The sequence below is a fragment of the Brevundimonas sp. TWP2-1 genome (assembly GCF_049897645.1).
Taxonomy (GTDB): domain Bacteria; phylum Pseudomonadota; class Alphaproteobacteria; order Caulobacterales; family Caulobacteraceae; genus Brevundimonas.
The window spans coordinates 407,415-424,404 of record NZ_JAFCWR010000002.1 but is presented as its reverse complement, the minus strand read 5'-3'; the positions used below and the strand labels follow the sequence as shown (position 1 = coordinate 424,404).

Genomic DNA, 16,990 nt, shown 5'->3' with positions numbered 1-16,990 from the left:
ATGGGCAAGTGAATAAGATTGAGAACTGTTGAAACAACGTGAAATAGACGATTTACCTGTTCCTAAAGCCGAGGTCGGGGGTTGGAGTCCCTCCGGGGTCGCCATCCCTCTGCGTCCGCGCTACTCAAGGTGGCTATGACGACCAAAGCCGGCCCGCACCGCAATCACACCATGGGCGACATCGCGCGCCTGGCCGGTGTTTCGCCGATGACGGTGTCGCGTGTGGTCAATGGGGATGCGCGCGTGCGTGAGGCGACGCGCGAGAAGGTCGAGGCCATCATTCGCGAGACGGGCTATGTGCCCGATCCCGCCGCGCGGATCCTGGCGCGGGCCGGGGGCGGGCGGATCGGGCTGCTCTACGCCAACCCGTCGAACGCCTATCTGGCCGAGGTTCTTTCGGGCGCGCTTGAGGGGGCGCGGTCGGTGGGTCTGCTGCTGCTGATCGAACCTTCGCGGGCCGGTGCGCCGGACGAGGAGCGCGAGGCGGTTCGGCGGCTGGCGGCCGGCGGGGCGCAGGGCGTGATCGTGCCGCCGCCGCTGGGCGAATCCGCTGCGACCCTGGACGCCATCGCGGCCAGCGGCATGAAGGCGGTGGTGCTGGCGGCGCCCGTCATGCGCGACGGGCTGGTCTCCCTGCGGGTCGATGACCGGGGCGCGGCGCACGAGATGACGCAATATCTGCTGGACCTGGGGCATCGCCAGATCGGCTTCGTCGAGGGCCGCCAGGACCAGAGCGCCAGCGCCGACCGCCGCCAGGGCGCCCAGGCTGCTGTCGATACGATCGACGGCGCTGTGCTGTGGGCCGAGGCGGGCGACTTCACCTATCGGTCGGGGTTCGAGGCGGGCCAACGCCTGCTGGCGCGATCGCAGCGACCGACTGCCATCTTCGCTAGCAACGACGACATGGCGGCGGGCGTGCTGGCCGCCGTTCACGCCGCCGGCCTGTCGACGCCGGGCGACATTTCCGTGGCGGGTTTCGACGATACCTATCTGGCCGCCAGCGTCTGGCCGACCCTGACCACAATCCGCCAGCCCGTCGCCGAAATGGCCCGCGCCGCCGCCGTCATCCTGGGGCGGGGCGGGGAGGAAGACGGCCCGGTTCCTCACGAATTCATCGCCCGCGAAAGCACCGCCTCGCCCAGCGATTGACATCCGCCTCCCGCTAAAAGATGTTAGCGCTAACACGTCCAAGAACGTGAGGAGGATGACACCTTGTTGCTTGCTGAGTGCCTGCCAGTGGACTGGCGCGACGCGCGCCTGCTTGGACGCGTAATGACCTCGGCCGGGCCGTCGCCTGTGCTGGCGCGCGGCGGGCGGCTGTATGATCTTTCGACCCATGTCGCGACGACAGCCCAGGCCGTCGCGCTGAACGATCTGGATACGGCCGGCGTGGACATGGGGCCGTTGGACGAGCTGACGGTCGCCTCGGCCTGGTCGTCCGAAGGCGTGCAGTTGCTGTCGCCGCTGGACCTGCAATGCATCAAGGCCTCGGGCGTGACCTTCGCGGTGTCGGCTTTGGAACGGGTGATCGAAGAACGCGCACGCGGCGACGCCGACGCCGCCAATGCCGTGCGTCAATCCATCCTCGACCGGATCGGCGGCGACCTGAAGGATCTGCGGCCGGGCTCGGAACAGGCCGAGGCCGTCAAGGCCCAGCTGATCGCCGAGGGCCTGTGGTCCCAGTATCTGGAGGTCGCCATCGGCCCCTATGCCGAAATCTTCACCAAGGCGCCGGTGCTGGCCTCGGTCGGCTGGGGCGCCGAGGTCGGGGTGCGGTCGGACTCGGCCTGGAACAACCCGGAGCCGGAGGTCGTCGTTATCTGCGATCCTGCCGGTCGGCCGGTCGGCGCCAGCCTCGGTAACGACGTCAATCTGCGCGACATCGAGGGCCGGTCGGCGCTTCTGCTGGGCAAGGCCAAGGACAACAACGCGTCGGCCTCGGTCGGCCCCTTCATCCGCCTGTTCGACGACGGCTTCGGCATGGACGACGTGCGCTCAGCGACCGTCCGGCTGGAGGTCGAGGGCACGGACGGCTTCGTCATGACGGGCGAAAGCTCGATGAGCCTGATCAGCCGCGATCCCGAGGAACTGGTGCGCCAGACCCTGAGCGCCCACCAATACCCCGACGGTTTCGCCCTGTATCTCGGCACCATGTTCGCGCCGATCGACGACCGCGATGCGCCGGGCAAGGGCTTCACTCACAACATCGGCGACCGGGTCCGCGTCTCCTCCGAGAAGCTGGGCGTGCTGGAAAACATCGTCGCGACCTGCGACCAGGCCCCGCCGTGGCGGTTCGGGGTGCTGGAGCTGATGCGCAATCTGGCCGGTCGTGGCCTCTTGGGAGCCCCCGCATGAGCGGCGCAATCTATCCGTCGCTGAAGGATCGTCTGGTCGTTGTCACCGGCGGCGGTTCCGGCATCGGCGCCGGCTTCACTGAGGCCTTTGCGCGCCAGGGCGCCCGCGTCGTCTTCTTCGACATCGCCGAGGCGGATTCCAGGGCGCTGGAGGCGTCGCTGGCCGAGCTGTCGCCGGCCCCGACCTTCCGTCCCTGCGACCTGACCGACATCGGCGCCCTGCAAGGCCGCCTGGCCGAGGTCGTCGCCGAACATGGTCCCATCGACGTCCTGATCAACAACGCCGCCAACGATGATCGCCATACGCTGTCCGAGGTCACGCCCGACTATTGGGACGACCGAATCAACGTGAACCTGCGCCACCTCTATTTCGCGGCCCAGTCGGTCGCGCCGGGCATGCGCGCGCAGGGTCGGGGGGTGATCATCAACCTCGGCTCGATCAGCTGGCACCTGGGCCTGCCCGACCTGTCGCTGTACGAGACCGCCAAGGCGGGCATCGAGGGCATGACGCGGGCCCTGGCGCGTGAGCTGGGCGGCGACGGCGTGCGCGTGGTCTGCATCGTGCCGGGCAACGTCCAGACCCCGCGCCAGATGAAATGGTACACGCCCGAGGGCGAGGCCGAGATCGTCGCGGCCCAGTGCCTGCCCGGGCGGCTCCAGCCCGACGATGTCGCCGCGCTGGGCCTATTCCTCGCGTCCGACGACGCGCGCCTGATCACGGGTCACGAGTATTTCGTGGACGCCGGCTGGCGATAGGGTTTTCTGAGTTTCACGCCCGCGTCAGACGGGTTTCGGAGGGAATATCGAGATGGCAGGACCGACGGGGGGCTCAGGCCCCGATATTGCGGGCGACGACCGCGTCAACATGGCCTTTATCGCCCTGATCGTGGCGGTCGCCACCATCGGCGGCTTCATGTTCGGCTATGATTCAGGCGTCATCAACGGCACCCAGGACGGGCTGGAGGCGGCCTTCAACCTGTCGGCGCTGGGCACCGGTTTCAACGTCGGCGCCATCCTGCTGGGCTGCGCCGTCGGCGCCTTCATCGCCGGCCGTCTGGCGGACGCCATCGGCCGTCGCACGGTGATGCAGATCGCCGCCGTCCTGTTCATCGTCTCTGCCTTCTGGGCCGGCGCAGCGGACAGTTCGGCCCACTTCATCATCGCCCGCTTCATCGGCGGACTGGGCGTCGGCGCGGCCTCGGTTTTGTCGCCGGCCTATATTTCCGAAGTCACGCCGGCCGCGATCCGCGGTCGGCTTTCGTCGGTGCAGCAGATCATGATCATCACCGGCCTGACCGGCGCCTTCGTGGCCAACTACGTCCTGGCGCGCACCGCCGGCGGATCGACCGCCGACTTCTGGCTGGGCTTCCCCGCCTGGCGCTGGATGTTCTGGCTGCAGGTCGTGCCGGCCGCCATCTATCTACTGGCCCTGCTGGTCATCCCCGAAAGCCCGCGCTTCCTCGTCGCCAAGAACAAGGACGCCCAGGCACAGGCCGTGCTGTCCAAACTGTTCGGACCCGCCGCCGGCGCCCGCAAGGTCGGTGAAATCCGCGCCTCGCTGAGCGCCGACCACAAGCCGAAATTCTCGGATCTGCTGGACCCGGCGACGAAGAAGGTGCGCCCCATCGTCTGGGCCGGTCTGATCCTGGCCGTGTTCCAGCAACTGGTCGGCATCAACATCGTCTTCTACTACGGCGCGGTGCTGTGGCAGTCGGTCGGCTTCTCCGAGAACGACGCGCTGCAGATCAACATCCTGTCCGGCGTCCTGTCGATCGCGGCCTGTCTGGCGGCAATTTCGGTCATCGACAAGATCGGTCGCAAGCCCCTGCTGCTGATCGGTTCGGCGGGCATGTTCGTGACCCTGGGCACGGTCGCCTGGTGCTTCTCGCGCGCGGCCCTGATCGACGGGTCGCTGCATCTGGACGACAACACCGGCCTGATCGCCCTGATCGCGGCCAACGCCTATGTGGTCTTCTTCAACTTCAGCTGGGGCCCGGTCATGTGGGTCATGCTGGGCGAGATGTTCCCCAACCAGATGCGCGGTTCGGCCCTGGCCGTCGCCGGCTTCGCCCAGTGGATCGCCAACTTCGCCATCTCGGTCAGCTTCCCGTGGATGGCGGCGACCCTCGGTCTGGTGATCACCTACGGCTTCTATGCGGTCAGCGCCCTGATCTCCTTCTTCCTGGTCCAGGCCTGGGTGAAGGAAACGCGCGGTCGCGAACTGGAAGACATGACGGGCTGATCTTTCGCCCGTCCATACCCATCTCCCCGAAACGGGCGGCGCTCCCCCGCCGCCCGTCAGCCTTATGAAAAGGACATCCCATGACCGACACGCTTGAACTTTCGCACTGGATCGGCGGCGAGAAGGTCGCGGGCGCGTTTGCGGGCGAGAGCCTGAACCCGTCGGACACGCGCGACGTCGTGGCGCGCACGCCCAAGGGCGGGGCCGCCGAGGTGGATCAGGCCGTTCAGGCCGCCCGCGCCGCCTTCCCCGGCTGGTCCGACGCCTCGCCGGAAGTCCGCTTCGACGTGCTGGACAAGGCTGGCAGCCTGATCATGGAACGCGCGGCGCAGATCGGTCGTCTGCTGGCCCGCGAAGAGGGCAAGACCCTGCCCGAGGGCATTGGCGAGACGATGCGCGCCGCCCGTATCCTGAAGTATTTCGCCGGCGAGGCCCTGCGGGTCCACGGCCAGAACCTGGCCTCGACCCGTCCAGGCGTCGAGATCCAGACCTATCGCCAGGCCGTCGGCGTCTTCGGCCTGATCACCCCGTGGAACTTCCCCATCGCCATTCCGGCCTGGAAGATCGCCCCGGCCATCGCCTTCGGCAACACCGTCGTCATCAAGCCCGCCGGCCCGACTCCGGCCACGGCCGAGGCCCTGATCGCCGTCCTGCATGAGGCCGGCCTGCCCAAGGGCGTGGTCAATATGGTCATCGGCGACGGGGACGTCGGCCGCGCCATCGTGGCCCATCCGGGCATCGACGGCATCAGCTTCACCGGCTCGCAAGCCGTGGGCGCGGGCGTCGCCGAGGGCGCGGTCAAACGCCAGGCGCGGGTGCAGCTGGAGATGGGCGGCAAGAACCCGCTGATCGTGTTGGACGACGCCGACCTGGACCGCGCGGTCGCCGTGGCCCTGGACGGCAGCTTCTTCGCCACCGGTCAGCGTTGCACCGCCTCCAGCCGCCTGATCGTTCAGGACGGCATCCACGACCGCTTCGTCGCCGCCCTGGCCGAGAAGGTTGCGGCCCTGCGCGTCGGAGACGCACTAGATCCCAACACCCAGATGGGCCCGGCGGTCAGCGAGGCCCAGCGCGAAACCTCGTACAAATATATCGACATCGCCCGCGACGCCGGCGGACGGATCGTCACCGGCGGCGAGCGTCTGACGTTCGACGCCCCCGGCTGGTACGTCCAGCCGACCCTGATCGCCGACACCGCCGCCGACGCCCGCATCAACAACGAGGAAGTCTTCGGCCCCGTCGCCTCGACCATCCGCGTCGCCAGCTATGAAGAGGCGCTGGCCGTCGCCAACGGCGTCGAGTTCGGCCTGTCGGCCGGCATCGTCACCCAGTCGCTGAAACACGCCCGCGACTTCCAGCGGAACGCTCGCGCAGGCATGACCATGGTCAACCTGGCCACCGCCGGGGTCGACTATCACGTGCCGTTCGGCGGATCGAAGAAGTCGAGCTACGGCTCACGCGAACAGGGCTTCGCGGCGGTCGAGTTCTACACCCAGATCAAGACCTCCTACTCGGCGAGCTGATCTATGAGCGATGTGGAACTGGCCCAGCCAGAATTGGTTTGGGACATCCAGGCGGAGCTGGGCGAAGGCCCGGTCTGGGATGCGGCGCGTGGTGCGGTGTGGTTCGTCGACATCAAGGGTCGAAAGCTGCATCGCTACACCCCGGCGACGGCTGAGAAGCGGTCGTGGGACACGCCGGACCAGACCGGATTTGCTCTGCCTGCCGAGGACGGTTCTCTGGTCTGCGGCGTGCGCGGCGGGCTGTATCGCTTCGATCCTGACCAGGGCGACTTCTCGCGGTTTCAGCCGGTCGAGGAAGACCGGCCGCAGAACCGGCTGAACGACGGCTTCGTCGCGCCTGACGGGTCGCTGTGGTTCGGCTCTATGGACGACAGCGAACAGGTCGAGACCGGCGCCCTGTATCGCTGGTTCCGGGGCGAGCTGACGCGGCACGACGACGGCTATGGCGTCACCAACGGCCCCTGCCTCAGCCCCGATGGCCGCACCCTCTATCATCACGACACGTTGAAGAAGACGGTCCTGGCCTTCGATCATGACGACGGCGCGATCTCCAACCGGCGCGTCTTCGCCGTGACCGAGGACGGGTTCGCCGACGGCCCCAGCATGGATGCGGCGGGCGTGCTTCACGTCGGCCTGTTCAACGGCTGGGGCGTGGCCCGTTACGCCCCGGACGGCACGCGGATCGGCAAGATCGACATGCCGGTCCAGACGGTGACCAAGGCGGCTTTCGGCGGCCCGGATCTGCGCGACCTCTATATGACCACGGCCTGGCTGGGGAACGCCGACAAGCGGGCGGAACAGCCGACCCTGGGCGGGCTTTACCGCACTCGTGTCGAGACGCCGGGCCTGCCGCAGAACCGGATCCGCCTGTGATCCGGCTTAAAGCGGGCGACTGGCGGGCCACAGTGGCGCCGGAACAGGGCGGGGCGATGCTCAGCCTGGATTGGCAGGGCCAGCCGGTGTTCCGCCCCACGCCGGACGGCGCGACTGACATTCTGGAGACCGCCTGTTTCCCGCTGGTCCCCTATGCCAACCGTATCGCCGACGGACGCTTCGTCTTCGACGGCCGCCCGGTGCGACTGACCGCCCTGGACCGGTTCGCCCCCCACGCCCTGCACGGCGACGCCTGGCTGCTGCCCTGGACGATCGAACGCCAGACGGAGCGGGGAGTCGAGATGACCCTGGATTGGCCGGGCGACGAGGCCGGCTGGCCCTGGCCGTGGCGCGCGCATCAGGTCATCGAACTGACGGATCAAGGCCTGACGATCACCCTGTCCATGACCAATACCGGTGAGGCGGCCATGCCCGCTGGCTTGGGCCTGCATCCCTATTTCCATCGCTATGCCGATAGCCGACTGACCCTGTCGGCCCAGGGTGTCTGGATCACCGACGCCCGCGAGATTCCCGAACGCCTGGCGCCCCCCGCCGAGATCGCGGACTGGTCGAACGGTCTGGCCCTCGCAGACGCCCCCTTCGTTGATCACGCCTATGCGGGCTGGACCGGCAATGCGGTGCTGGACGGCGGCGGTCGCCGGGTGACGCTGACGGCCGATAGGCCTGCACGCTGGACCCAGGTCTATGCGCCGACGGGGGCCGACTTCTTCTGCGTCGAACCCGTCACCCACCGACCCGACGCGCACAATGCGCCGTCCTCGGAACAGACCGGATTGCAGCGACTGGCGCCGGGTCAAACCCTCGGGATGGCGATGACGGTGTCGGCTGTGGAGCTCCCGCTCTAGTCGAGCGGCGGCCGAAGTCGGTTTGCCGAAATGCAAAAGGGCGCGGCCTTTCGGCCGCGCCCTCATGACATCAACGGGATGGAGACTCAGCCGCGACGGTTGTCGCGGTCGTTGCGCTCGCTTCTGACCTGGGCCGACAGGCGGTCGAAGCGGCGGTCAAGATCGGTCCGCTCCCAGGCCGTCAGGCCGCCGCGGCGGTAGTTGGCCTCCAGGCGCAGGATGCTGCTGAACTCGCCACGCAGGCGGGTGGCTTCGCGGCGGCTGATCTGACCGTTGCGGACGCCCTGGTCGATGCGGCGGTCCAGGTTGGCCTGGCGGGCGTTGATCGACTGCCAGGCGCCATAGCCGGCGTGCTGGGCGCCGTGATGCGGCGGGGCCGGACGGCTATAGGATTGCGCGAAGGATGGGGCGGCGACCGAAACGGCGGCCAGAACGATGGCGGGGACGATAAGCTTGCGCATGGCGATCTCCTTGAAACGGTCTGCGCCGATCGGGGTGACCAGCGATGAGGAGAGTTGACCATCCGGCGGCTGAGCCGGTTCTGAACAGCGCCGATCAGATTCGGTTCATGTCGGTGACAACTTCGACAGGATCGGCGTTCGCCGGTTTGGCGCGACGCGGGCTTTAAACTATACGACGTATTCAGCGCCCGTTCAGATGATTGGGCCTAGATCGGTCGCCATGTCCCGCAAACCCGCCAACCTCATCATCGCTGCGCCCGCCCTGGCCTTGGCCATGGCCTTCGCTCCCGTCTTGTCGACGCCGGCGGTAGCCCAATCGCGCGATCAGGGTCAACAGACGCAGGATCGACCGCCTCCGCGCGTCAGTCCGGACGAGGCGCGTCGCCGTGGCGGCGCGGCCGGCGGCGGCCGCCCCATCGACACCCAACCGCGCCGCGACGGCAACTACTCCGTCCTGGTCGAACGTGACGGCCGTGTGCGCGAGGTCGTGGTCGACGGCCGCACTGGCCAGGCGCGCCCGGATGACAACAACAATCAACGTCGCAGGCCGAACTGATGCGGGTGCTTTTGGTCGAGGACGACGCGGATCTGTCGCGTCAGCTTAAGGCGGCGCTGGGCGACGCGGGCTATGCCGTGGATCACGCCCCTGACGGCGAGGAAGCCCATTATCTGGGTGAGAACGAACCCTATGACGTCGTCGTGCTGGACCTGGGCCTGCCCAAGATCGACGGCGTGTCGGTGCTGGAGCGCTGGCGGCGCGACGGCAAGACCACGCCGGTCCTGATCCTGACGGCGCGCGGCGCCTGGTCGGACAAGGTGGCGGGCTTCGACGCCGGGGCCGACGACTATCTGACCAAGCCGTTCCACACCGAGGAACTGCTGGCGCGCCTGCGCGCCCTGTTGCGTCGCTCGGCCGGCATCGCCTCGGCGACCCTGGCCTGCGGCGGTCTGCGGCTGGATCCGCGCGCGGCGCGGGCCAGCGTTAACGGCGAACCCCTGCGCCTGACCTCGCTGGAATACCGGCTGCTGCATTACATGATGATGCATCAGGGCCGGGTCATCAGCCGCACGGAACTGGTCGAACACCTCTACGATCAGGACTTCGACCGGGATTCCAACACCATCGAGGTCTTCATCGGCCGGGTGCGCAAGAAGGTCGGGTCCGACCGGATCGAGACCGTGCGCGGCCTGGGATATCGGCTGACGCCTCTGGCGGGCGAATCCGAAGCGGCGTGACCGAGGCGTCGGCTTCCAGGCGTCAGGATTGGGGCCGTTGGTTCGGACGGCCCGGTCGCTCGCTGACGCGGCGGTTGATCTGGCTGGCCTCGGCCTGGATCCTGGTGGCCCTGGTGGTCGCCGCCCTGGTCCTGACCCAGGCCTTTCAGGAATCGGCGCTGCGCCGTCTCGGGGTCATGCTGAACGAGACCATCGACGAGATCGTGGTCGCCGCGAGCCGCACCCCTGAAAACGAGGTCGTTCCCCAGATTCAGGACGCGCGGACGCTGCGCCTGCTGTCGGGCAAATACTGGCAGATATTGGAGGCGCAGCCGGATGGGCGGTTGGTCAGCATCGCGCGATCGACGTCTTTGTGGAGCTATGACCTGACGCTGCCGTCCGATCTGCCGCAACGGCTGGACGCGGCGTTCGGTGACGTCATCACCTTCAACACCATCGGCCCAAAGGACGACGCCGAGACCCGTGAGCCGATGAGCGTAGCCGCCAGCATGAAGTCCATTCCCCGGCACGAACATCCGGTCATCTTCATCGCCGCCATCGACCGCTCCGAGGTGGACGCCGACACGCGCCAGTTCGCCCGCCTCACCTGGACGGCGATGCTGATCCTGGGCCTGGGCCTGGTGTCGGCGGTCTTCATCCAGGTGCGGGTCGGCCTGCGTCCCCTGTTCGACCTGCGCGACGAGATCGCCGATGTGCGCAAGGGCAAGTCGGCCCGGATCGGGCGCTCCTATCCGCTGGAGATCCAGCCCCTGGCCGAACAGGTCAACCGTCTGCTGGACCATAACCAGGAGGTGGTGGAGCGCCAGCGCACCCACGTGGGCAATCTGGCCCATGCGCTGAAGACGCCGATCTCGGTCATGCTGGCCGAGGCCGGGACGACCCCGGGCGACCTGCCCGAACTGGTGCGGCGCCAGACCAAGGTCATGCAGGGCCAGGTCGATCACCACCTGCGCCGCGCCCGCGCCGCGGCCCGCGCCGCCCACGGCCTGGGCGAGACGACGCCCGTCGCCGAGGTGCTGGACGAGCTGGCCGTCATGATCGAACAGGTGTTCCGCGACAAGAACGTCGAGATCGACTGGCGCGCGCCCGACAACCTGTCCTTCCTGGGCGAGCGTCAGGACCTGCAGGAGATCCTGGGCAATCTGATCGAGAACGCCGCCAAATTCTCCAAGCGCCGGGTCCGTGTTTCGGCGGGCGGCAGCGGCCTGGGGCAGATGATCCTGGTGGTCGAGGACGACGGGCCGGGCCTGCCCGCCGACCAACGCGACACGGTCATGCAACGGGGCGCGCGGCTGGACGAGAGCGCGCCGGGCTCGGGCCTGGGCCTGTCGATCGTGGACGACCTGACCCGCGCCTATGGCGGTCGGCTGAACCTGGCGGACAGCGACATGGGCGGGCTGAAGGCCGTGCTGGAACTGCCCGCCGCCCAGGCGGACTAGAGCGGGTCGCCGCCCCGGCGGTAGCATTCGCAGGCGGCCCGTTCGAGCGCCGCCCGGTCCAGCACCGTGATCCTGCCGCGCGAATAGGCGATGGCGCCGGCCTTCTGAAGCCCCTGCGCCGCCTCGTTCACCGTGGTGCGCTGCGACCCCAGCATCGAGGCCAGATACTCCTGCGTCAGGTTCAGCGTGTCGCCCTCGACCCGGTCGTGACAGCGCAGCAGCCATTTGGCGAACCGCTGGCCCGCGTGGTGCAGGGCGTTGCAGGCGGTGGATTGCTCCAGTTCGCCCTGAAGCCGGGCCATATAGTCGCCGACGGCGTCGCGCACGCCCGGCCGCTGGGCCGACAGGGCGCGAAAGCGCGCGGCGTCCACCCGGCGCGCAGTGCCGGCGACCTGGGCCACGCTGCGGGTGTGGGCGTGGTGCGGCACGACCGAGGCGACGACGCCCAGCACGCCCTCGCGCCCGATCATCACCGTCTCCACCGTGCGGCCGTCCTCCAGCACCGCCACCGAGGAGCAGAAGCCGCTGTCGATGAAGTGCAGGTGTTCGATGGCGTCGTCCGGCTCGTTGAACACATGCCCCAAGGCGAATTCGACGGGGACGGCGATCGCCAGCAGGGCGTCGCGGTCTTCGGGATTCAGGTCGTGGATCAACCGGTTGCCCGGCGGGAGACTGCGCATGAGTTCGCGCATAAGGCGATCTGCTTCGCGCGTCTGTCGAAACTCGACACAGCGTAGCTGTATCCGGCTCCGGTTTCTGGGGAAAAGCCCTGATTTTACCGCAATATGTACGAAACCGATCAGCCGGCGTCGGCTACGGGCCGTTCCAGTCGGGCCACCAGACGTTCCGCCTGATGAACCTCGACCCCGATGCAGGAGGCGTGATCGGCCAGGCGCTTGCGGGCGGCGGCGACGGCGATGTCGTCGTCGGCCCCGTCGAAGAAGTCGAGCAGGGGGCGGCGGTCGGCCTCGTCGAAGAAATGAAACTCGTAGATGCGCAAGCGAACGGCTCCCAGACCGTCAACCTTAGCCTTGAGGCCGCGACCCTGTCTGTCGGATGTCGACACAGCGCAGGTTCGGGAGCCTTTGCCGGGCCGAAGGCGTTAGGGGGCTTCTCGCCGCCGGAGATGCAATGACCGCCGCCAAGACCTTTCTCAGACGCGCCCCTGTCCTGCGGCGCCTGCCGCCGCTGGCGACGCTGGTCGAGTGGGCCGCGCGGGTCGGATACGGCGCGCGGGGCTTTGTCTATCTGTCGGCCGGGGCGCTGACCCTGCTGGCGGCGACCGACCGGATCGGCGAGGCGGTGGGGACCAGCGGGGCGGCGGGCTGGCTGGCGGCCCAGCCCTTCGGCAAGGTCTGGCTGGTGCTGCTGGGGCTTGGCCTGTGGGCCTTCGTCGGCTGGCGGGTGCTGCAGGCGGTGTTCGACGCGGACCATGAGGGGACCGACCTGAAGGGCTGGGCGACGCGGGCGGGCCAGGCGGCCAGCGGCCTGTTCTACGGCGTGCTGGCGTCGGGGGTGTTCGAGTATCTGGACGAGTTCGGCGAGGCGACCAGCGCATCGTCCGCCCAGGCCGAGAGCGTCGCCGAGAACCAGGAGAAGGCGGCCGTCCTGCTGGGCCTGCCGTTCGGAGAGGCGCTGCTGATCGGGGCGGGGCTGGTGGTGCTGGGCGTCGGCGTCGGCAATATCGTGAGAGCCTTCCGGGACGACTTCGACGACGCCCTGGCCTGTCCCAAGGCCTTCTGCGGGACGGCGACGGCCCTGGCGCGGGCGGGCTATGGGGCGCGGGGGTTCGCCTATCTGCCGCTGGGGGTGTTCGTGGTGCTGGCCGGGCTGCACGCGCGGTCGGGCGAGGTGACGACGACGGCGGCGGCGCTGGATGCGCTGGAGGCCCAGCCGGGCGGGTCGTGGATCCTGGGGCTGACGGCGGCGGGGCTGATGGCCTTTGGGGCCTTCGCCTTCGTGGAGGCGCGCTGGCGCAGGATCCGGCCGCCCAAGAACCTGGGTGGGGATCTGCTGAGCTAGGGCTTGCCGCCCGGCGCGGCGTCGCCATATCCTTAAGCAACACTCTCTGTTCCAGAAGGCCCTCGCCATGACCAAGACCCTGAAGATCGACTTCGTTTCCGACGTGGTCTGCCCCTGGTGCGTGGTGGGCCTGGGCGGGCTGGAGACGGCGCTGGACGCCCTCAAGGGCGAGGGGATCGCCGCCGACATCGCCTTTCAGCCGTTCGAGCTGAACCCCCAGATCGCGCCCGAGGGCGAAAACATCGTCGAGCATATCGGCCGCAAATACGGCGCGAGCCCTGAGCAGTCCGCCGCCAACCGCGCCATGATCCGCGAGCGGGCCGGCGAGGTCGGCTTCGACATGCGGATGACCGACGACAGCCGCATCTGGAACACCTTCGACGCCCACCGTCTGCTGCACTGGGCCCACGAGACGGCGCCCGAGAAGCAGAAGGCCCTGAAACAGGCGCTGTTCACCGCCCACTTCACCGAGAACCGCAACCTGACCGACGCCGGGGTCCTGACCAGCGCCGCCGAGGCCGCCGGCCTGGACCGGGCCGAGGCGGGCGAGGTGCTGGCCTCGGGGCGCTACGCCCAGGCCGTGCGGGCGTCCGAGGATCTGTGGCGCTCGCGCGGCATCACCTCGGTCCCCGCCGTGGTGGTGGAGGGCAAATATTTGATCAGCGGCGGCCAGCCGGCCCAGACGTTCGAGGACGCCCTGAGGAAGATCGCGTCGGAGGTTTAGGCGCGCGTGATCCTTCTCCCCTTGCGGGAGAAGGTGGGCGAGCGCAGCGAGGTCGGATGAGGGGTTGCGCCGTCACCTGAGGACCGAGATTTCGAGGCCGAACCGACCCCTCATCCGACCCTACGGGCCACCTTCTCCCGCAAGGGGAGAAGGAAGTAGGGGTTCAGACTCCCCTTGCGCAAAAACACCGTCTGAATAGTGCAATTCGTCTGAAATCGGGGGTGGTTTCAGGTCGTCCAGCGCGTCCACACGCGCCATCAGGGCGTCGCGGCCGGCGTAGTCGCCGGGGGTCAGGGCGGCGGCCTCCAGGGCGATGACGCCGATCTCCCGCGCGACGGCCGTGGCGCGTTCGGCCATGTCGGGTTCTTTCGGTTTCGGCTCTGGCTTTGCAGCCGGCGGCTCCGCCTCGCGCGCCAGGCGGGTCAGATGGGCGTGCAGCCGCACCCACCGCGCCGCCTCCATCGCGCGCCCGGCCTGGACCGCCCGGCCCATCCGCACCAGGGCGTGGGCCGCCATCTCGGCAAAGTCGGGCAGGCCCTGCGCCGTCTCGAACCGCAGGTCGATCGGTTCATCCATAAGCAGGGAAGAGGGATCGTCCTGGTCCTGACGCCGCCAGCCCTCGTCGCTGGCGCGGGCGCGGAAGGTGCTGACGCCCATGCCGTAACGGGCGCTGACCGCCTCGGCCGTGTCGCCGGCCAGATAGGCCTTGCGGGCGTTTTCCCAGACCGTGTCGGACGCCGGGCGATAGCCGCCGCGCGCGCCCTGCGTCGGTTCGCTCCTCGCCGGTTCGCCCCTCGCCAGTTCGTGTCGGGCGGCGGCTTCCTTCTCGGCGCGCATCGAGGCCAGGGCCTCGGTGATGCGCGGATCGGTCGGGTCGCCGGGGATGTATTCGTCGACCGGCAGGTCGTCGGGATCGCGCCCCTCTTGCCGAGGGCCGATGTTGCCGCGCGCATCGCCCATCGGCGGCGCCTTGTGGCGGGGGATGTAGAGCAGGTCGCCGTACTCGTTCTGCTCCCACTCGCCGCGCGCGATAATGCGGGGTTGATGCTGATCCATGCTCTCCCAGGCCCCAGGCCGCCGCCCCCGACATGGGACGCCCCTCAGTCTAACCCCGCCCCAGGGGGTGTTAGGGTAGACGGCGTCGATTCAGGGAAAGGTAAGGGATTTCAACGGTCCGGGAGGGGACATGTTGTATAGGAAGCCCTCATTCCTCCCCCATCGGGGGAGGGGGACCGCGGCGCCCCTTGCGCCGGGGTGGAGGGGGGCTTGAGCCAGACACGGTGTCGGACGGTTGTCTCTGACAGCGGCGATGAACGGGCGCTAGCCGATGCGCGGCCGGCCCCCTCCACCGCTGCGCGGTCGGTCGTTGGGTCGCATGCGACCCTGCCTCCACCCCCGATGGGGGAGGATTAGGTCAGGCCCGCTTCTTCTTCGGTGCAGCCGGGGCGTCGGCGGCGGTGACCAGATGCCCCTTCCAGCCGGGCGGCGGCAGGAACTTGCCGGACTGCTCCTCGCGCGTGCCGTGTTTGGCGGTCCAGGCGGCGCGCCGCAGGGCCTTTTCGATGGTTTCGCGATCAAAGGTAAGGCTCATCTTGGAAACCAGTCTAGCAGTTCCGGCATGTCCCCGCCACTCGACCAGACTTCCCAGCGGTCGGCCAGCGGCTTGTAGGTCGTCTCCAGATATTGGAGGCTGAGCGGATAGCGACGGCGCAGCGTCTCCTCGGGAATGCCGTGGCCACCGCGTTCGACCCGGTGCGCCACGCGGGCAATGGAGGCCTCGACCGAGGGCAGGCGCAAATAGACCAGCTCGAACCGGTATCCGGCCGCCTTCCATTCGCGGATGCGCCGGGCGTGGGTGCGTGTGGCCAGAGTGGTTTCCAAAACCACGTCGGAGCGGGCGGCGATCAGATTTTCCAGGCGTTCCAGAACCAGTCGGCCGGCGGCCAGATCACGACCGACACCGGGTGCCAAGGGGCGCGCGACCTCGTCAGGATTGACGAACTGAAACGTCTCAGCGCGCTCCCTAAGAAGCCCGTTGATGAAGGTGGTTTTTCCGGCGCCGTTCGGCCCGGCGAGTAGGACGAGGGTGGGCATGGGTCCGCTCTCGTGCGCTCAGCGCAGAAACCTTGGCCATATTCCGGAAGTGTGCTATAATGAGAATAGTGCCCTCGCTGCGCTTATGCAGCTAGGGCACCGTGGACTGCAACGTCCGTATCGAGCAGCCCTATTTCTACATGGGGGATGCGTCGCTTTCCAGTCCAGTTCGGCACCACCATAACAGTCTGAATTGGAAAGAAAAATCTATGAATGAAGTAACTCTCAGCACCAAAGAGGTGCAACTCGAATTGAGCTTAGAAGTAGCTGTCGAGCAGGAAATCAATGGCGTAGGAATGGGCGTACTCTCTGACGGTACTCCCTATTTGAACTTGCGTGGCCTCGCATCCATGTGCGGCGTCGATCACTCGCAAATCGTAAGAATTACAAACGATTGGGACGCTGTCCCGATTAAGCCGCGCGAAGCCAAGATTCGAGAATTGGTTCGAGTGCAGGGAGTAGACGACAGCGTTGCATTCCAGGCGGTGCTACGTGCAGGCACGATCCACCACATCGTTCCCGGCCCTGTTTGTATGGCCGTCCTTGAATATTACGCGTTTGAGGCGCGAGGCGAAAATGATCAAGCTGCCAAAAGCTACCGCGTATTAGCTCGAAAGGGTTTCAACGACTTCGTTTACGCCCAAGTCGGATACAATCCGGACGGAACGTCAAAGGTGGCGTGGAAGCAATTCCACGATCGCGTTACGCTAAATTACCATCAAGTTCCTGATGGTTATTTCAGTGTTTTCAAAGAGATATCTGATATTATCGTCACGCTTATCAAGCAAGGCATTGAGCTTGGAGATAAGTTTATCCCTGACCTCAGCATAGGTCAGCACTGGGGTAGGCACTGGTCGAGCGGCAATCTAGATAACGTATACGGGTCGCGCACGAAGGTGCCGCATTATTACCCATCGAACTTCCCGCAAGCGCTTTCAAATCCGCAGGATGCGTGGGTGTATCCCGATGAGGCCTTGCCTGAGTTTCGTTCTTGGGTTCGAAAAACTTACCTGCCCGACAAGATGCCTAAGTATTTGAGCACGAAGGTTGCCGATGGATCGGTGGGCGGGTTGAAGGCGCAACAGGCTATAGCAGCGTTAAGCCCGAAGCTGGTGACCGCCGCCAAGCCGGTGCCGCAGTTGAAGTAGCTAACTAC

At 67.3% G+C, this 16,990-nt stretch carries 19 protein-coding genes; 13 read left to right on the top strand and 6 right to left on the bottom strand.

All coding sequences use genetic code 11. The features are described from left to right. The first annotated feature begins 135 nt into the window (after positions 1-135). The 7 genes from ACP7BH_RS12255 (at position 136) to ACP7BH_RS12225 (ending at position 7,858) form a co-directional block, all read left to right on the top strand. Complete coding sequence (locus tag ACP7BH_RS12255; protein WP_425985582.1) at positions 136-1,149, top strand: LacI family DNA-binding transcriptional regulator; 1,014 nt, start codon at positions 136-138, stop codon at positions 1,147-1,149. Between the two features lie 63 nt (positions 1,150-1,212). Then, complete coding sequence (locus ACP7BH_RS12250) at positions 1,213-2,355, top strand: fumarylacetoacetate hydrolase family protein (protein ID WP_425985579.1); 1,143 nt, start codon at positions 1,213-1,215, stop codon at positions 2,353-2,355. Further along, entirely contained in the window at positions 2,352-3,110 is a 759-nt protein-coding gene (locus tag ACP7BH_RS12245) for an SDR family NAD(P)-dependent oxidoreductase (protein WP_425985577.1), read from the top strand. The genes ACP7BH_RS12250 and ACP7BH_RS12245 overlap by 4 nt, the downstream gene beginning before the upstream one ends. Before the next feature lie 52 nt (positions 3,111-3,162). Beyond that, the gene (locus ACP7BH_RS12240) at positions 3,163-4,596 is read left to right on the top strand and encodes a sugar porter family MFS transporter (RefSeq protein WP_425985575.1); all 1,434 of its coding nucleotides are present in this window, start codon (positions 3,163-3,165) and stop codon (positions 4,594-4,596) included. An 80-nt stretch (positions 4,597-4,676) separates the two neighbouring features. Then, positions 4,677-6,119 carry an aldehyde dehydrogenase family protein gene (locus ACP7BH_RS12235; RefSeq protein WP_425985573.1) on the top strand — a complete coding sequence of 481 codons (1,443 nt, stop codon included), beginning with the start codon at positions 4,677-4,679 and terminating at the stop codon, positions 6,117-6,119. Positions 6,120-6,122: 3 nt separating this feature from the next. Next, positions 6,123-6,992, top strand: a complete 870-nt coding sequence (locus tag ACP7BH_RS12230; protein ID WP_425985571.1) for an SMP-30/gluconolactonase/LRE family protein — start codon at positions 6,123-6,125, stop codon at positions 6,990-6,992. Then, positions 6,989-7,858: an aldose 1-epimerase gene (locus ACP7BH_RS12225; protein ID WP_425985569.1), complete on the top strand. Its 870-nt coding sequence runs from the start codon at positions 6,989-6,991 to the stop codon at positions 7,856-7,858. Before ACP7BH_RS12230 ends, ACP7BH_RS12225 begins: the two co-directional genes overlap by 4 nt. Before the next feature lie 86 nt (positions 7,859-7,944). Here ACP7BH_RS12225 and ACP7BH_RS12220 read toward each other — a convergent pair whose 3' ends face one another. Beyond that, complete coding sequence (locus ACP7BH_RS12220) at positions 7,945-8,319, bottom strand: hypothetical protein (protein WP_425985567.1); 375 nt, start codon at positions 8,317-8,319, stop codon at positions 7,945-7,947. 220 nt (positions 8,320-8,539) lie between these two features. Between ACP7BH_RS12220 and ACP7BH_RS12215 the strand changes: the two genes are divergently transcribed. From ACP7BH_RS12215 to ACP7BH_RS12205, 3 genes are read left to right on the top strand one after another with little or no spacing between them, the layout of a single operon-like run. Then, a complete protein-coding gene (locus ACP7BH_RS12215; RefSeq protein WP_425985564.1) occupies positions 8,540-8,875 on the top strand; it encodes a hypothetical protein in 336 nt (111 codons plus the stop codon). Further along, entirely contained in the window at positions 8,875-9,555 is a 681-nt protein-coding gene (locus tag ACP7BH_RS12210; protein ID WP_346494761.1) for a response regulator transcription factor, read from the top strand. Before ACP7BH_RS12215 ends, ACP7BH_RS12210 begins: the two co-directional genes overlap by 1 nt. Next, the gene (locus ACP7BH_RS12205; RefSeq protein ID WP_425985562.1) at positions 9,552-10,994 is read left to right on the top strand and encodes a sensor histidine kinase; all 1,443 of its coding nucleotides are present in this window, start codon (positions 9,552-9,554) and stop codon (positions 10,992-10,994) included. The genes ACP7BH_RS12210 and ACP7BH_RS12205 overlap by 4 nt, the downstream gene beginning before the upstream one ends. On the opposite strand, the gene ACP7BH_RS12200 is transcribed toward ACP7BH_RS12205, so the two are convergent. Together ACP7BH_RS12200 and ACP7BH_RS12195 are read right to left on the bottom strand one after the other, a co-directional pair. Further along, on the bottom strand, positions 10,991-11,686 hold the full coding sequence (locus tag ACP7BH_RS12200) for a Crp/Fnr family transcriptional regulator (RefSeq protein WP_425985560.1): 696 nt from the start codon (positions 11,684-11,686) through the stop codon (positions 10,991-10,993). The genes ACP7BH_RS12205 and ACP7BH_RS12200 overlap by 4 nt on opposite strands. Before the next feature lie 107 nt (positions 11,687-11,793). Continuing rightward, the gene (locus ACP7BH_RS12195) at positions 11,794-11,994 is read right to left on the bottom strand and encodes a hypothetical protein (RefSeq protein ID WP_425985558.1); all 201 of its coding nucleotides are present in this window, start codon (positions 11,992-11,994) and stop codon (positions 11,794-11,796) included. A 131-nt stretch (positions 11,995-12,125) separates the two neighbouring features. On the opposite strand from ACP7BH_RS12195, the gene ACP7BH_RS12190 reads away from it, so the two are divergent. Next, a complete protein-coding gene (locus ACP7BH_RS12190) occupies positions 12,126-13,016 on the top strand; it encodes a DUF1206 domain-containing protein (protein ID WP_425985556.1) in 891 nt (296 codons plus the stop codon). A gap of 67 nt (positions 13,017-13,083) precedes the next feature. Then, a complete protein-coding gene (locus tag ACP7BH_RS12185) occupies positions 13,084-13,740 on the top strand; it encodes a DsbA family oxidoreductase (RefSeq protein WP_425985554.1) in 657 nt (218 codons plus the stop codon). Between the two features lie 120 nt (positions 13,741-13,860). On the opposite strand, the gene ACP7BH_RS12180 is transcribed toward ACP7BH_RS12185, so the two are convergent. From ACP7BH_RS12180 to ACP7BH_RS12170, 3 genes are all read right to left on the bottom strand, one after another. Next, positions 13,861-14,796: a hypothetical protein gene (locus ACP7BH_RS12180; RefSeq protein ID WP_425985552.1), complete on the bottom strand. Its 936-nt coding sequence runs from the start codon at positions 14,794-14,796 to the stop codon at positions 13,861-13,863. Positions 14,797-15,154: 358 nt separating this feature from the next. Further along, entirely contained in the window at positions 15,155-15,331 is a 177-nt protein-coding gene (locus ACP7BH_RS12175) for a hypothetical protein (RefSeq protein WP_425985550.1), read from the bottom strand. Beyond that, entirely contained in the window at positions 15,328-15,834 is a 507-nt protein-coding gene (locus ACP7BH_RS12170) for an AAA family ATPase (RefSeq protein ID WP_425985549.1), read from the bottom strand. Before ACP7BH_RS12170 ends, ACP7BH_RS12175 begins: the two co-directional genes overlap by 4 nt. 209 nt (positions 15,835-16,043) lie before the next feature. Between ACP7BH_RS12170 and ACP7BH_RS12165 the strand changes: the two genes are divergently transcribed. Beyond that, positions 16,044-16,982 carry a hypothetical protein gene (locus ACP7BH_RS12165; protein ID WP_425985547.1) on the top strand — a complete coding sequence of 313 codons (939 nt, stop codon included), beginning with the start codon at positions 16,044-16,046 and terminating at the stop codon, positions 16,980-16,982. Positions 16,983-16,990 lie beyond the last annotated feature (8 nt).

Coding starts and splice junctions, on each gene's coding strand:
- ACP7BH_RS12215 (WP_425985564.1), top strand. CDS start 8,540: ATGTCCCGCAAACCCGCCAACCTCATCATCGCTGCGCCCGCCCTGGCC.
- ACP7BH_RS12240 (WP_425985575.1), top strand. CDS start 3,163: ATGGCAGGACCGACGGGGGGCTCAGGCCCCGATATTGCGGGCGACGAC.
- ACP7BH_RS12245 (WP_425985577.1), top strand. CDS start 2,352: ATGAGCGGCGCAATCTATCCGTCGCTGAAGGATCGTCTGGTCGTTGTC.
- ACP7BH_RS12180 (WP_425985552.1), bottom strand. CDS start 14,796: ATGGATCAGCATCAACCCCGCATTATCGCGCGCGGCGAGTGGGAGCAG.
- ACP7BH_RS12165 (WP_425985547.1), top strand. CDS start 16,044: ATGAATGAAGTAACTCTCAGCACCAAAGAGGTGCAACTCGAATTGAGC.
- ACP7BH_RS12210 (WP_346494761.1), top strand. CDS start 8,875: ATGCGGGTGCTTTTGGTCGAGGACGACGCGGATCTGTCGCGTCAGCTT.
- ACP7BH_RS12235 (WP_425985573.1), top strand. CDS start 4,677: ATGACCGACACGCTTGAACTTTCGCACTGGATCGGCGGCGAGAAGGTC.
- ACP7BH_RS12220 (WP_425985567.1), bottom strand. CDS start 8,319: ATGCGCAAGCTTATCGTCCCCGCCATCGTTCTGGCCGCCGTTTCGGTC.
- ACP7BH_RS12170 (WP_425985549.1), bottom strand. CDS start 15,834: ATGCCCACCCTCGTCCTACTCGCCGGGCCGAACGGCGCCGGAAAAACC.
- ACP7BH_RS12190 (WP_425985556.1), top strand. CDS start 12,126: ATGACCGCCGCCAAGACCTTTCTCAGACGCGCCCCTGTCCTGCGGCGC.
- ACP7BH_RS12200 (WP_425985560.1), bottom strand. CDS start 11,686: ATGCGCGAACTCATGCGCAGTCTCCCGCCGGGCAACCGGTTGATCCAC.
- ACP7BH_RS12185 (WP_425985554.1), top strand. CDS start 13,084: ATGACCAAGACCCTGAAGATCGACTTCGTTTCCGACGTGGTCTGCCCC.
- ACP7BH_RS12230 (WP_425985571.1), top strand. CDS start 6,123: ATGAGCGATGTGGAACTGGCCCAGCCAGAATTGGTTTGGGACATCCAG.
- ACP7BH_RS12255 (WP_425985582.1), top strand. CDS start 136: ATGACGACCAAAGCCGGCCCGCACCGCAATCACACCATGGGCGACATC.
- ACP7BH_RS12175 (WP_425985550.1), bottom strand. CDS start 15,331: ATGAGCCTTACCTTTGATCGCGAAACCATCGAAAAGGCCCTGCGGCGC.